Here is a 14070-nt window from a genome sequence, read left to right as displayed (position 1 = left end):
ACGGCCGTGCACCAGAACCAGGGCGTACACTATTTCGGCACGGCCCCCTTTTCGTGGCCATGTACGCCCCCATAGTGGCCGCTCCCCCAAGCAAGGCTTGCCCGTGTCCATACCCAGTGCCGTAAAGAGCACCCCGATCGAAGGCCGCCAGCAACTGGCCGACTACCTTGCCGCCGGCGAGAAGCCGCCCGAGGCCTGGCGGATCGGCACCGAACACGAGAAGTTCGGCTTTCGCACCGACGATCTCCGGCCGCCGACCTACGAGGGCGAGCGCGGCATCCGCGCGTTGCTGGAAGGCCTCGCGGCGAAATACGGCTGGGAAATCGCGCGCGAGGGCGAGACGCCAGTGGCGCTGACCCGCGGCAAGGCCAACATCACGCTGGAACCGGCCGGTCAGCTCGAGCTCTCCGGCGCGCCGGTGGAGAACATCCACCAGACCTGTTGCGAGGTGAACGCGCACCTGGAGGAAGTCCGCTCGGTGGCCGACGGGCTGGGCCTGGGCTTCCTCGGCATGGGCTTCCAGCCCAAGTGGCGTCGCGACGAGATGCCGTGGATGCCCAAGGGCCGCTACAAGATCATGCGCGAGTACATGCCCAAGGTCGGCTCACTGGGCCTGGACATGATGACGCGCACCTGCACCGTGCAGGTCAACCTGGATTTCTCCAGCGAAGCGGACATGGTGAAGAAGTTCCGCGCCAGCCTGGCCTTGCAGCCGATCGCCACCGCGCTGTTCGCCGATTCGCCGTTCACCGAAGGCAAGCCCAACGGCTTCCTGTCCTACCGTTCGCAGGTGTGGACCGACACCGACCCGCACCGTACCGGCATGCTCGACTTCGTGTTCGAGGACGGCTTCGGCTACGAACGCTACGTCGACTACATCCTCGGCGTGCCGATGTACTTCAGCTACCAGGACGGGCGCTACATCGACCTGGCCGGGCAGGACTTCCGCCGATTCCTTGAGGGCCAGCTGGAAGCTGCCCCGGGCACGCGCGCGACGATGAAGGACTGGGCCGACCACTTGACCACCGCCTTCCCTGAGGTGCGCCTGAAGCAGTACCTGGAGATGCGCGGCGCCGACGGCGGCCCGTGGAACCGCCTGTGCGCCCTGCCCGCGCTCTGGGTCGGCCTGCTCTACGACCAGGAGGCGCTGGACGCGGCGTGGGACCTGGTCAAGGACTTCAGCATGGAAGAGCGCCACGCGCTGCGCGATGGCGTGCCGCGGCAGGCGCTGAAGCTGCCGTTCCGCGGCGGCACCGTACGCGAACTGGCCGCGGAGACGCTGAAGATCGCCGCGTACGGCCTCAAGCGCCGCGCACGACTGAACCGCAACGGCGCCGACGAGAGCATGTTCCTCGATCCGCTGATCGAGATCGTCGAAGCCAACCAGACGCCCGCCGAACGCAAACTCGAGCTGTTCCACGGCGCCTGGGGCGGCAGCGTGGATCCGGTGTTCCGCGAGTTCGCTTACTGAGGCGCCCTGGCTTCGGATATGCCGGCGACCGATTTCCCCCGGCGCCGGCTCTTGCCGTGCTTTATTCAAACGCATGAAACCCGGCAATTCTCCTCCGCTGATGCGGCAACACAGTCCTTGCACCTGCTCGCATATGCGTCTGCTCTCCCTCGGAAGAGGGAAGCGACAGGTCAAGGGACCGTTGAAAGAACGCCGTGCGCGACAGAGATGTTGTCGCTTTCCTTGAGCTTGCCTGCCGCATCGCGATAGCTGACCACATACCGACCGTCACGCAGGTAGAGATCGGCGTGCTCCTCGCCCTCTCCTGCGAGGTAGCGGTCGGCGGGAACGGCCTCCGCCTGCTCATCCGCGTAGCGGGCCTCCACCAGGCAGGCTTTGGCGTGGGGCCCGCAGGGTGCCGTACCGAAGCGATGGTGCGATCGCGTGCCGCCGAGCGTAAGCCAGTCGCTTCCGGCGGCGCCGCGCTCGAGTGCGTAGGTACCGGCACGCACTACCGTGATGTCGGTGCCATGATCGCCTGGCTTCCACCTCATCGAGGCCATCGAATCCGCCGCCGCGCCCGCAGGCGCCCGCACGCAAGGGTCCGTCGCCGGCGACTCCTGCCAACCGAGCTGGTTGATGCTGAGGAACGGCTTGGCGTAGATCTCGGCCAGCCGCTGCGCCATGCGGCCGTCCTGACGGTATACGTGACCGTGGCCGGCGACGACGAACACCTTGGCTCCCGGATGCTTCTTCAGGATCGCCGCCAGGTTGGCCGCCTGTCCGGCCTCGCGGGCACCCGGCACATTCGCCCATTGCTCGTAGCTCATCAGCCGGAAACCCAGGCGCTTGGCTTCGCGGAGCACTTCACCTTCGATCGGTTCGCGCAGGTAGTAAAAGGCGGCCTTGTCGTCGAGTGGATAGCCGCGCGCATCAATCGCGCGCGCGATGTCGCTGTCGTACAAGGCCTCCATCGCGAGGATGGTGTAGCCCTGCCGGCGCAGCAACGGCAGCATCTGGTAGACCAGCGCACGCGTCACCGGCTCGGTGTGCGCCTCGTTGACCATGACCAGATCGACCCTCGCGGCATGGCTGGACAGCCAGTCCTGGAAGCTGCCCTCGCCCAGGGCACTGGAGCAGCCCGAGGATTTCGGCCGAGGGCGATCGAATGCCTGTTCGAATTCCTGCCGAGCCTGGGCATAGCGGCCTACCATGGCGTCAGCCGTGGCCAGCATCTGGTAGACGTACGATTGATCGTCCGGCCAGCGCGTCGCATGCAGGCGCCGCCATGCGGGAACGAGCTGGTCCCTGCTGGCGACGTAGCGGTCCAGCGCTGCCTGAAAGGTTTGCGGAGGAGTCTTCGTGGCGCTGACGACTCCGACGACGAGCGTGTACAGCACCATCACGCCGGACAGCCACTTGGCCATGTCCCCTCCTTGCGACGCCCGGAATGACCGGGCCGGCATCGCGCCGGCCCGGTTCGTTGGTTACTTTTCGTTGCCCTGTGGCGCGTCCTTCAGCCCGCGGTCGATCAGCATCGGTTCCACGCTCGGGTCCTTGCCGCGCCAGTCCTTGTACATCTTCGCGAGGTCCTCGGTGTTGCCGCGCGAGAGCACCATCTGGCGGAAGCGGTCGCCGTTGGCGCGGGTCAGGCCGCCGTGCTCTTTGAACCACTCGAAGCCGTCGTCGGCCAGCATCTGCGTCCACAGGTAGGCGTAGTAGCCGGCGGCGTAGCCGTTGCCCCAGATGTGCTGGAAGTAGCTGGAGCGGTAGCGCGGCGGCACGTAGGACAGGTTGATCTTGTCCTTGGTCAGCACGTCCATCTCGAACTTGTCGGCGTCCTGTTTGGGCGCGTCGGCGCTCAGCGTGTGCCAGCCCATGTCCAGCAGCGCGGCGGCGACCAGCTCGGTCATGTCGTAGCCGCTGTTGAAGTGGCGCGCCTGCTTGATCTTGTCGACCAGCGCCTTGGGCATCGGCTCGTGCGTCTTGTAGTTGATCGCGTAGTGCGCGAACACCTTCGGGTCGGTCGCCCAGTGCTCGTTGAACTGCGAGGGGAACTCGACGAAGTCGCGCGCGGTGTTGGCGCCGGAAAGGCTCGGATACTTGGTGTCGGCGAACATGCCGTGCAGCGCATGGCCGAACTCGTGGAACATGGTGATCACGTCGTCGAACGACAGCAGTGCCGGCTGGCCCGGCGCCGGCTTGGTGAAGTTGGCGACGTTGTAGACCACCGGCTTGGTGCCCAGCAGGGTCGACTCGTCGACCAGGTTGCTCATCCAGGCGCCGCCGCCCTTGTTGTCGCGCTTGAAGTAGTCGCAGTAGAAAAGCGCCATCGAGGTGCCGTCCTTGTCGAACACCTCGAACACGCGCACGTCCGGCTGCCACACCGGAATGTCGTGGCGCTCCTTGAAGGTCAGCCCGTAGAGCTGGTTGGCGGCGTAGAACACGCCGTTCTGCAGCACGTTGTCGAGCTCGAAGTACGGCTTGATCTGGTTCTCGTCCAGGTCGTACTTCGCCTTGCGCACCTGCTCGGCGTAGTGCTGCCAGTCCCACGCGGCCAGCTTGAAACCGCCGTGCTGCTGGTCGATCACCTTCTGGATGTCGGCCGCCTCGCGCCCGGCGCGGCCGGTGGCGGCCGGCACCAGGTTCTGCATGAAGTCGATCGCCCGCTCGGGCGTCTTGGCCATCTGGTCCTCGAGCTTCCATGCGGCGTAGGTCGGGAAACCCAGCAGCTTGGCCTGGCTTGCACGGATCTGCGCGATGCGCTCGATGGTAGCGCGGGTGTCGTTGTCGCCGCCGTGCTCGGCACGGTCCCAGGACGCCTTGAACAGCGCTTCGCGAGTGGCGCGGTCGTCCAGGTCCTTCAGCGCCGGCTGCTGGGTGGTGTTCTGCAGCGGGAGCGTCCACTTGCCGTCCAGCTTGCGGTCCTTGGCCGCCTGCGCGGCGGCGGCGAGGTCGCCCTCGGAGAGGCCCTTGAGTCTGGCCGCATCATCGACGGTGAGCGCGCCGGCCTTGGTCGCCGCCAGCAGCTTGTTGGTGAACTGTGTGCTGAGGGTGGACTCTTCCTTGTTGAGCTCCTTCAGCTTGGCCTTGTCGGCGGCCGAGAGCTTGGCGCCGTTGTGCACGAAGTCCTTGTAGGTGACCTCGACCAGGCGCAGCGACTCGGGATCGAGCTTGAGCGTGTCGCGCTGGTTGTAGATCGTCTCCACGCGCTGGAACAGCTTGTCGTTGAGGTAGATCGCGTCCTGGTGCGCGGCGAGCTTGGGCGCTTCCTCTTCCTGCACCTTCTGCAACGCATCGGAGGTGTTGGCGCCAGTGACCGTGTCGAAGGCCATCATCGCGCGCTTCAGCAGCGCACCGGACTTCTCCATCGGGATGAAGGTGTTGTCGAAGGTCGGCGGCTCGGCGTTGTCGGCAATCTTCTCGATCTCCGCCAGATGCTGGCGCATGCCCTCCTCGATCGCCGGCTGGTAGTCGCCTTCCTTGATCTTGTCGAACGGCGGCGCCTGGAACGGCAGCGTGCTGGCGGCGAAGAACGGATTGGTCGCATTCGCCTGCGCAGTACTGGTGCCGGCCGCCGGCGCGCTCGCCGCGGGTGCCGGCGTGGACTGGTTGTCGTTGGACGATTGCGAACAGGCGGCCATGGCCATGGAGGTGGCGATCACGAGCAGGCGGAGACGAGGCATTCGGTTTTCCCCAGGTGGCGTCCGCGGCGCGGAACGGTCGAATCAAGCGTTCGACTCTAACCACACTGGGGCGGGAGTTCCAAGGGCCGGAAGTACGGCCATCCTGCCGCTGGCCTTCAGGCTGCGCGCATGTCGCGCAGCTGCCAGCCCGAGCCGATCAACCAGTTCAGCCGCGGCCGCACCACGCGCATCGGCAGGTCGGTGACCAGGTCCAGGTCCACGTGCAGGTCGGCGACCCTGGCGCTGGCGGTGGCCTGCGGGTCGGTGGCGGCCAGGCTCGTGTCGACCTCGTCCGGATCCGGCTGCATGGCGCGCCAGCGCTCGAACAGGCCGGTACCGCGCAGGGCCTCCTGCAGCGCCGCGGCCAGGTCGTCCGGGCTGGAGCCCTGCCAGGCCAGCGCCGGATCGGCGCCGTGCGCGCTGCGGATGTCGGCGATCGAGAGGTAGTAGTGGTTGCGGTGGCTCATGCGCACTCCTGTGGCGGGGCTGGGTGGATCGAAGCATGCGAGGCGTGAAGCGGTTGCCACATCGCGGGCATGCGGGCCTTCGACTTCGCCCTGCGGGTTGTGCTCAGGGTGAACGGTGTTCGATCAGCCGCGCCAGGTCCAGCCGGTCGGCAGCCTGCTCCGGCGCGAGACCGTACGGCAGCACGCCCAGGCAGGGCGCGGGGAGCGTGTCGCGCAGGGTTTCCAGGTTGTCCTCCAGCGCGGCCATCGCCGGGTCGATGCGGTTGCCGATCCAGCCGGCCAACCGGCAACCGTCGGCGAGGATCGCCCGCGCGCTCAGCAGCGCATGATTGAGGCAACCCAGGCGCAGGCCAATGACCAGCACCACCGGCAGGTCCCATTGCTGCGGTATCGCCGAGGCGAGCAGGCCGGGGGCGAGCGGCACCATCCAGCCGCCGACGCCCTCGACCACCACGGCCTCGTGCGTGGCGCACAGCCGGTCGAAGGCGACGCGCAGCGGCGGCATCGCCACCGTCACCCCTTCCAGCCGCGCGGCCAGGTGCGGCGAGAGCGGTTCGCGCAGGGCGACAGGGTTGATCGTCCCGTAAGGGACCGATTGACTGCTGGGCGCCTGCAGGGCGAGCGCATCCTCGTTGCGTCGTCCTTCGGGCGTCTCCAGGCAGCCGCTGGCGACCGGCTTCATGCCGCATGCGACGAGCCCGCGCGCGCGCAGCGCATGGATCAGCGTACAGGCGGCGTGGGTCTTGCCGATGCCCGTATCCGTGCCCGCGACGAACAGCGCGCGGCCCGCCTTCGGTTGGTCGTGCATGGCGGTCCTCGGTCGATGCGGAACAGCCATGTTCCCTGCGGCCATGGGTCACGGGCAAGCGATGCGACGAAATGCCCGCGAAGGCCGGAGTGCTCTTCGTTCAACCCACGGTGGTGGTCAATGACCCGGGAACACCGGCACGTGCAGCAAGCCCGACGACGACCACGGCAACGTCGCCCTGCCTCGATGCCCTTGCGCCGCCCGGTCACGCCCATCGCAGGTCTCCCCACCCGGGTGGGGGGCGCATAATGCGGCCTTTGCCGCCGGAAACGCACCGATGTTCCACCTCTCCGAAGCCACCTACGCCAGCAAGCGCGAACACTACGCGGATCTGGCCAGCCAGGCGCGTGGCCTGCTCGCCGACGAGCGCGACCTGATCGCCAACGCGGCCAACTTCAGCGCGCTGGTGTTCAACAGCCTGCCCGACCTCAACTGGGCAGGCTTCTACCTGTTCGACGGCACCGAGCTGGTGGTCGGCCCGTTCCAGGGCAAGCCGGCTTGCGTGCGCATCGCGTTGGGGCGTGGCGTCTGCGGCACCGCGGCGCGCACGCGGGAGATCCAGCTGGTGCGCGACGTCAACGCGTTCGAGGACCACATCGCCTGCGACGCGGCATCGCAATCGGAAATCGTGGTGCCGCTGGTCAAGCCGGACGGCTCGCTGCTGGGCGTGTGGGACGTGGACAGCCCGCGGGTGGACCGCTTCGACGAGGACGACCGCGAGGGCATGGCGGCGCTCTGCGCGGTGTTCATGGCCTCGCTGGGCGGCTGATCCGCTTTCGTAGGGTGGGCTTCAGCCCACCAGCCACTTCGCGAGAACGCCTGGCGGGCTGAAGTCCACCCTACGCCGTCCGCCTTATTCGCGCGGCGTGCGCAGCAGCGCCAGCACCGCCTCGCGCGCCGGCTCCACGCCGGTGCCGTCGGCCGAGGAAAACACCTGCGCGCTGGCCTGCACGCCTTCGCCGAATCCCTTGCGCACCGCCGCCAGCGCCTGCATCGCCTGGTTGCGCGAAAGCTTGTCCGCCTTGGTCAGCAGCAGATGGCAGGGCAGGTTCGTCTCGAAGCAGAAGTCCAGCATCATCCGGTCGAACTCCTTCAGCGGATGGCGGATGTCGGCGATGAGCACCACGCCGCGCAGGCTGCGGCGGCGATGCAGATAGGCGTCGATTTCCTGCTTCCAGTGTTCGCGCAACTCCTCCGGCACCTTGGCGTAGCCGTAGCCCGGCAGGTCGACCAGGCGCGCATCGAGCGGCGCCTCGCCTTCGCCCTGCGCCAGCGGCGGCAGCGAGAACGCCACCATCTGCTGCGTGCGCCCGGGCGTCTTGGAGGTGCGCGCCAGCCCCTTGTGCCCGGTCAGCGCGTTGAGCGCGCTGGACTTGCCCGCGTTGGAGCGCCCCGCGAAGGCGACTTCGGCGCCCTTGTCGGCGGGCAATTGGCTGATGCGATGGGCGGCCAGCACGAACTGCGCGCCGCTGAGCGGATTGGGCATGGGAACGGTTTGACCCGGATGCAGTGGGGCGGGGATAATTCGGCGGTTTCTGCCTGCCGCAGGCCATGTTGGCAGCGGTTCGCGGCGGATCTAAGCGGTCTTTCGGGAGACAAGTGTATGAGTTTTCGGTCCGCCGGTTTCCGGCCTGCTGCCCTGGGGGGAATGATCGCCCTCGTCTTCGCGCTGTCCGCCAGCGTCGTCGTGGCGCAGGACGCCGCACCAGCGACGAGCGCGCCGGCCGCAGCCGCGCCCACCGCTCCTGCCGCCCAGCCGGCGGCGCCGGCGGAGGCCACTGCCGCGGTGAAGCCGGGTGACGCGGCCGCCGGCCAGGGCAAGGCTGCCGCCTGCGGCGCCTGCCACGGCATGGACGGCAACTCCAGCGATGCGCAGTACCCCAAGCTGGCCGGCCAGAACGAGGCCTACATCGTCCGCCAGCTGACCCACTTCAAGGCGGGCCAGCGGCAGAACCCGATCATGATGGGCATGGCCGCGCCGCTGTCCGTGCAGGACATGCACGACCTGGGCGCGTACTTCTCCAGCAAGCAGTCGCTGCCGGGCGTGGCCGATGCCGCGCTGGTCGCGCAGGGCGAGAAGCTGTTCCGCCAGGGCGACCTCGAGCGCGGCATTCCCGCCTGCATGGCCTGCCACAGCATCGACGGCCGCGGCAATCCGGGTGCGGCCTATCCGCAGCTGACCAGCCAGCACGCGCAGTACATCGAGAAGACCCTCAAGTCCTGGCATGACGGCACCACCTGGGGCGACGACGCACAGGCCAAGATCATGCCGGCGATCGCCAAGAAGCTCGACGACAAGGACATCGCGGCACTGGCCAGCTACGTCGAAGGCCTGCACGTGAACGACCCGGCGGGCGCGGCCAAGCCGGCCACGCCCTGACCGACCACACGCCGGCGCAAGCCGGCGTGTCCGTTTCCAGCCTTAGCCAACCCGAGGTTTCCCATGCTCAAGCGCCTGCCGATCCTGTGTGCCGCCCTGTTCGCGCTCGCCGCCTGCAGCCATGACAGCGACACCGGCAGCACGCCCGCCGCACCGGCCGCCAGCAGCACCGCGGCGCCGGCGCCCGCCACGCCGGCGGCCAGCGGCAGCGCGGCCCCGGCTCCCGCCGCCAGCACGCCGGCCAGTGCCGGCACTGCGGCAGCGGCCACGGCTCCGGCCAGCGCACCGACGCCGCCGGCCGAACCGTTCGTGGACACCGGCAAGTGGGTCGAGGGCAAGAACTACTTCCGCATCGAGCCGGCCCAGCCCAAGGCCACCTCCACCGACAAGATCGAGGTGACCGAGGTGTTCTCCTACGGCTGCCCGGCCTGCAACCAGTTCCATCCGGTCGTCGGCCAGCTCGCCGCGAGCCTGCCGTCGAACGCGACGATGGCCTACCTGCCCGCCTCGTTCATCCCGCAGGAGAACTGGCCGATGCTGCAGCGCGCCTACTTCACCGCCAAGGCGCTGGGCGTGGCCGACAAGTGCAACGATGCGATGTACGACGCGGTGTGGAAGAGCGGCGAGCTGTCGGCGATGAACCAGGCCGGCAACGGCCTGAAGCCGCACGACGCGCTGCCGACCATCGCGGACGCGGCCAAGGTGTACGCCAAGTGCGGCGCCGATCCCAAGGAATTCGCCGCGGTGGCCAATTCCTTCAGCATCAATACGCAGATGAAGCGCGCCGACGACCTGATCAAGGCCTACGGCGTCACGGGCACGCCGACGCTGATCGTCAACGGCAAGTACCGCTTCGACGTCCGCGACGCCGGCGGCTACCCGCAGACCATCGAACTGGCCAAGTGGCTGGTGGCCAAGGAAGCGGCCGGCAAGTAACTGGCGGCACCCGCCGTGCAGGAGCGCGCAGCCGCGCTCCTGCACCGTTGTGAAGCACGGAAACTCGCGCCGGCAATGCGCGGTCGAAGTCGCGTTTCCGCGCACTGGATCCTCGCCGCGCCGGCGAAGGTGGTTCAATGGGCGGGATCCGCGCGGCCCGGCTGCGCTGCACGACTTCCCTTTCCACGGAGACCTCCATGATCAAGCACTTCGCCCGCCTGCGCCTGTTCGCCCTGCTCGGCGGCCTGCTGCTGGCCAGCGCCTGCAGCGCCGCACCGGAGTCGCCCGCGCCCTTCACCGAGGGTGACCAGTACGTGACGCTGCCCGCGCCGCACCAGCGCCTGGGCCCCGAGGGCAAGGTCGAAGTGGTCGAGGTGTTCTCCTACGGCTGCATCCACTGCGCGCACTTCGCACCGACCGCCGAGGAGCTGCGCAAGTCGCTGCCCAAGGGCGTGGTGTTCAAGCTGTTGCCGGCGCCCTTCAACGACGCGTGGATGCCGTTCGCCCGCGCCTACTACGCGGCCAAGCAACTGGGCGTGGTCGAGCGTACCCATCTGGCGCTGTTCAAGGCGAAGTTCGAGGACAATTACCCGATCAACACGCTGGACGAACTGGCCGACTTCTACGCCCGGCAGGGCGTCAACCGCGCCGAGTTCCTGCGCATCGCCAACTCCGACGCGGCCACCGCGCAGATGAAAAAGGACTTCGACCTGCTGCAGAAGTGGCAGATCGACGGTACCCCGACGATCGTCGTCGATGGCAAGTACCGCAGCGCGCACGTGAAGACGCTCGACGAACTGGTCAAGCTCACGCACTGGCTGGTCGATCGCGAGCTGGCCGGCAAGTAGCGCGGCGCGCTTCGCGTTCACGCACGGCAGGCGATGCTCGTCGAACCTCAAGCCATTCGCCCTGGGCGCAGCCCGCAGGGCCGGAGTCGAAAGATCCCTCCGGCCCCGCTGCGTTACGCTCAAGGTGATCGGTGCAGGGAACCTTCGCCAACGCCCCGTTTCCGCTAACGCCGCCCATGACACGCGCCGCTCCCGCCAAGATCCCCACAGAAAAGGCCGCCCAGCCGGCCACCCCGGAACGCCGCCTGCGCCTGCTGAGCTGCAACATCCTGGCCGGCGCCAGCGTGCAGCGCTACAGCGAATACCTGACCCGCAGCATCAACGCGGTGCTGCCCGGCCGCAGCAAGCTGGACAACCTCGACCGCCTGGCCGAAGTGCTGCCGCAGTTCGACGTGATCGGCCTGCAGGAGGCCGACGCCGGCAGTCTGCGCTCGGGCTTTCTCAACCAGACGCGCTACCTGGCCGAAGCCTCCGGCCTGCCGTTCTGGAGCCACCAGCCGAACCGGCCGATGGCGCGGCTGGCGCATTCGGCCAATGGCCTGATCAGCCGGATGGAGCCCTACAGCGTCCACGACTATCCGCTGCCCAGCCGCATCCCCGGCCGCGGCGCGCTGCTGGTGCGCTATGGCGCGGAGCCCGAAGCGCTGACCGTGATGATCGCCCACCTCTCGCTATCGGCGCAGGCGCGCGCGCGCCAGCTCGCCTTCATCGCCGAGGTGCTGCACGACTATCCCAACGTGGTGCTGATGGGCGACCTGAACACCGAGGCGCACAGCGCCGAGATGCGCCATCTGTTCGCGCGCTGCAGCCTGGAACCGCCGGGGCAGCCGACGCCGACGTTTCCGAGCTGGAAGCCGCGGCGCGCGCTGGACCATATCCTGCTGTCCGAATCGCTGCAGCTCGAGCGCGTCTGGGCCCTGCCGCAGGCGTTCTCCGACCACCTGCCGCTGGCGGCGGAAATCCGCCTGCCGGCCACGCTGGCGCCACGCGCCCACCGGTTGCGCCGATGAACCGCATGCTGCGCCTGGTGCTGCCCTGGTTCACCCTCGCGCTGGTCGCCGTGGCCGCCGCCGCGTTGCGCTACGGGATGATCGAACCGCCGGCGGTGGCCAACCTGTGCACCGCCAATGGCGGCCCCGCCTGGTGCGCCTGGCGGCAGTGGGCGGTGCTCGGTTTCCTGAGCTACGGCTACGGCTACGCGGCGCTCACCGCCGCCTTCATCGCGCTGTTCTGGCGCCACCCGCTCCCGGCCTGGCTGGCCGCGGCGCTGGGTGTGGCGGCGCTGGTGCTCTACTGCTTCGAGGCCGGCGCGTTCGCGCTGCTGGTCGGCGTCCTACGGCTGCTGCGTGCGCAGGCGGACAGCCTGTCCCCAGGCCCGCAGCACCGGCCCGGCGAGGGCGAGGTTCAGCACCAGCCATAGCCAGGCGGTGAGGCTGAGCCCCACCTCCTGCACCACCACCAGCGTGCCCAGCGCCGGCAGCAGCAGCGCCAGCAGGCAGTGCTCCAGCGGCGGGCGTGCCGGCCGGGGATCCAGCCAGCCGGCCAGCGCGTAGCCCACGCACGGCAGCGCGAACAGGCCCAGCGGAAAGTCGCGGTAGCGGCCGTCGAATACCAGCAGCAGGTCGTACCAGGCCAGGGCGAACAGCCAGCCCAGTTGCAGCCGGGCGGGTGGCGCGCGTCCTTCGACACCGCCGAGCCGCGCGGCGAAGTCGCGCGCCAGCCACAGCGCAGTCAGCAGCGCCGCCACGCAGGCGGCGACCGATGCGCTCCACTCGAACAGGTCGCGGCAGGCGTAAACCATCTGCCGCACCTGCCAGGCCAGCGCCGCGCCCGCGGCGAGCCCGGCCAGGCGCAGCGCGAGGCCTTCGCGCCATGGTTGCCGGCGCGGGAGGCCCAGGCGCAGCGCGAACAGCAGCATGCCCGCGGCGCCGGCGATCCAGCCCCACCACCAGCGCGGCTCCTCCACCACCGGGCCGGTCATCGGAAACTTCGGCCGCGCGTCCACGTCGAAGATGCCCCAGTAGCCGCCCACCGTGCCCTCCTGCACGCGCTTCCACGGCTGGTCGAAGGCCTCGATCACGTTGTAGGGCATGTGCACCCGGTCGGCATAGGCGAGGAACTCGCGCAGGTAGCGCGCCTCGTTGACCAGCGTGGCGCGTGCCGCCCGGCGCGGGCGGCCGGCGCTGGGCCAGCCGGTCTCGCCGATCATCACCGGCTTGTCCGGGAATGCCCGCTGCATCCGCGCGTACACCTGCGCCACGTGGCGCACGGCGTGCTCCGGCGGCACCGGTTCGTCTTCCCAGTAAGGCAGGATGTGGATGGTGAGGTAGTCGACCGCGCTGGCCATCTGCGGGTAGCGCAGCCAGAACTCCCACACGTCGGCGTAGGTCACCGGCACTGCGGCGGGAACCGCCGCACGCACCTGCCGCACGTAGCCGGCCAGTGCCTGCGGCGAAAGCTCGCCGCGCAGCAGCACCTCGTTGCCGACGACCACCCCGCGCAGCACGTCCGGATGGGCCTTGGCGGTAGCGATGCCCATCGCCACCTCGCGCGCGTTCGCCACAGGGTCGCGGCCCAGCCAGATGCCCATCAGCACCTGCATGCCATGGCGCTTGGCGATCGCCGGCACCGCCGCCAGCCCCTGTCCCTGCGAATAGGTGCGCACGCAGTCGAAGCGCTGGGACAACGCGCGCAGATCGGCATCGATGCGCTCGGGGCTGATGAAGATGGTCGGGTCGTACGGCGTCTCGCCGGGCCGGCGGTACGGCGCATAGGACACGCACGCGATGCGCGATGACGGCGCGTCGGGCAGCGCCACCGGGCGCCCCATCCACCACCAGCCGGCGATGCCGGCGAGCGCCGCCAGCACGAGCGTTGTCCACACGGGCCAGCGCGAACGGGAACGGGACGGCGTGGCGGACATGTCTTCCTGCGCAGGGGCAAAGCGCCAGCTTAACAAAGGGCGTGGACGGTCTTTCTTCCGGAGAGTAGGAGCGTGCATGAAACCGGGGACGCTGGCCTCACGGTGGCCGCCGATTAACGCTGCGCTTACCGGCGCTTACTACACTTGCAACAATGACCCCGCACATCCTCCCGGCCGCCCGCGCGCGGCGCGCGTTGTCGCATCTCCTGCTCGCCCTGTCCGTCTGGTTCTGCCTCGCGGCGATGGCGCACGCCGAGCCTTCGCTGACCGCGAAGCGCATCGCCTTCAAGCAGGCCTGGACGGTGGCGCAGCAGGGTGGCGACGGCTGGCGCAGCTGGGCCAAGGAACTGGCCGACTACCCGCTCTATCCCTATCTGGAGGAAGCCGCGCTCGAGCACGACGTGGACACGCTGGACCGTGCCACCGTCGCCGGTTTCCTCGCGCGTTACCCGGACCTGCCGCCGTCCGCCGACCTGCGCCGCGCCTGGCTGCGCAGCCAGGCGCGCCAGCAGCGCTGGGACGACTTCCTCGCGCTCTACACACCCGGTCCGGGTGATGCGCTCCCCTGCGAC

At 68.9% G+C, this 14070-nt stretch carries 13 protein-coding genes and 1 pseudogene; 8 read left to right on the top strand and 6 right to left on the bottom strand.

Translation table 11 applies throughout. The features are described 5' to 3' along the window. Positions 1-103: 103 nt before the first annotated feature. Entirely contained in the window at positions 104-1471 is a 1368-nt protein-coding gene (locus AAIL17_RS14505) for a glutamate--cysteine ligase (protein ID WP_424683567.1), read from the top strand. 170 nt (positions 1472-1641) lie between these two features. Here AAIL17_RS14505 and AAIL17_RS14500 read toward each other — a convergent pair whose 3' ends face one another. The 4 genes from AAIL17_RS14500 to bioD form a co-directional block, all read right to left on the bottom strand. After that, positions 1642-2877: a hypothetical protein gene (locus tag AAIL17_RS14500; RefSeq protein ID WP_424683566.1), complete on the bottom strand. Its 1236-nt coding sequence runs from the start codon at positions 2875-2877 to the stop codon at positions 1642-1644. A gap of 60 nt (positions 2878-2937) precedes the next feature. Then, positions 2938-5136 carry a peptidyl-dipeptidase Dcp gene (dcp, locus tag AAIL17_RS14495; RefSeq protein WP_424683565.1) on the bottom strand — a complete coding sequence of 733 codons (2199 nt, stop codon included), beginning with the start codon at positions 5134-5136 and terminating at the stop codon, positions 2938-2940. Positions 5137-5252: 116 nt separating this feature from the next. After that, positions 5253-5603, bottom strand: a complete 351-nt coding sequence (locus AAIL17_RS14490; RefSeq protein WP_424683564.1) for a hypothetical protein — start codon at positions 5601-5603, stop codon at positions 5253-5255. 103 nt (positions 5604-5706) lie between these two features. Next, entirely contained in the window at positions 5707-6411 is a 705-nt protein-coding gene (bioD, locus tag AAIL17_RS14485; protein WP_424683563.1) for a dethiobiotin synthase, read from the bottom strand. Between the two features lie 277 nt (positions 6412-6688). On the opposite strand from bioD, the gene AAIL17_RS14480 reads away from it, so the two are divergent. Next, positions 6689-7180 (top strand): GAF domain-containing protein, encoded by a 492-nt coding sequence (locus AAIL17_RS14480; protein WP_424683562.1) that lies wholly within the window; start codon positions 6689-6691, stop codon positions 7178-7180. An 84-nt stretch (positions 7181-7264) separates the two neighbouring features. Here the strand turns inward: AAIL17_RS14480 and yihA are convergent, their stop codons facing one another. Beyond that, the gene (gene yihA / locus AAIL17_RS14475; RefSeq protein ID WP_424683561.1) at positions 7265-7897 is read right to left on the bottom strand and encodes a ribosome biogenesis GTP-binding protein YihA/YsxC; all 633 of its coding nucleotides are present in this window, start codon (positions 7895-7897) and stop codon (positions 7265-7267) included. A gap of 162 nt (positions 7898-8059) precedes the next feature. Here yihA and AAIL17_RS14470 point away from each other — a divergent pair, with 162 nt between their 5' ends. The 5 genes from AAIL17_RS14470 (at position 8060) to AAIL17_RS14450 (ending at position 11995) form a co-directional block, all read left to right on the top strand. After that, positions 8060-8791 (top strand): c-type cytochrome, encoded by a 732-nt coding sequence (locus tag AAIL17_RS14470; RefSeq protein ID WP_424683560.1) that lies wholly within the window; start codon positions 8060-8062, stop codon positions 8789-8791. A gap of 63 nt (positions 8792-8854) precedes the next feature. Continuing rightward, on the top strand, positions 8855-9727 hold the full coding sequence (locus AAIL17_RS14465) for a thiol:disulfide interchange protein DsbA/DsbL (protein WP_424683559.1): 873 nt from the start codon (positions 8855-8857) through the stop codon (positions 9725-9727). Between the two features lie 197 nt (positions 9728-9924). Next, positions 9925-10575: a thiol:disulfide interchange protein DsbA/DsbL gene (locus AAIL17_RS14460; RefSeq protein ID WP_424683558.1), complete on the top strand. Its 651-nt coding sequence runs from the start codon at positions 9925-9927 to the stop codon at positions 10573-10575. 176 nt (positions 10576-10751) lie between these two features. Beyond that, entirely contained in the window at positions 10752-11585 is an 834-nt protein-coding gene (locus tag AAIL17_RS14455) for an endonuclease/exonuclease/phosphatase family protein (protein ID WP_424683557.1), read from the top strand. Further along, the gene (locus AAIL17_RS14450) at positions 11582-11995 is read left to right on the top strand and encodes a hypothetical protein (protein ID WP_424683556.1); all 414 of its coding nucleotides are present in this window, start codon (positions 11582-11584) and stop codon (positions 11993-11995) included. Before AAIL17_RS14455 ends, AAIL17_RS14450 begins: the two co-directional genes overlap by 4 nt. Here the strand turns inward: AAIL17_RS14450 and AAIL17_RS14445 are convergent. Beyond that, complete coding sequence (locus AAIL17_RS14445; protein WP_424683555.1) at positions 11909-13498, bottom strand: glycoside hydrolase family 17; 1590 nt, start codon at positions 13496-13498, stop codon at positions 11909-11911. The genes AAIL17_RS14450 and AAIL17_RS14445 overlap by 87 nt on opposite strands. 152 nt (positions 13499-13650) lie before the next feature. Here AAIL17_RS14445 and AAIL17_RS14440 point away from each other — a divergent pair. Continuing rightward, positions 13651-14070 (top strand): annotated as a pseudogene (locus AAIL17_RS14440) (transglycosylase SLT domain-containing protein); the annotation flags it as partial.

The organism is Frateuria sp. YIM B11624 (genome assembly GCF_049727805.1).
GTDB lineage: Bacteria > Pseudomonadota > Gammaproteobacteria > Xanthomonadales > Rhodanobacteraceae > Frateuria_A.
The sequence above is the reverse complement of the archived record's forward strand: the minus strand, read 5'-3'. Positions and strand labels throughout refer to the sequence as shown.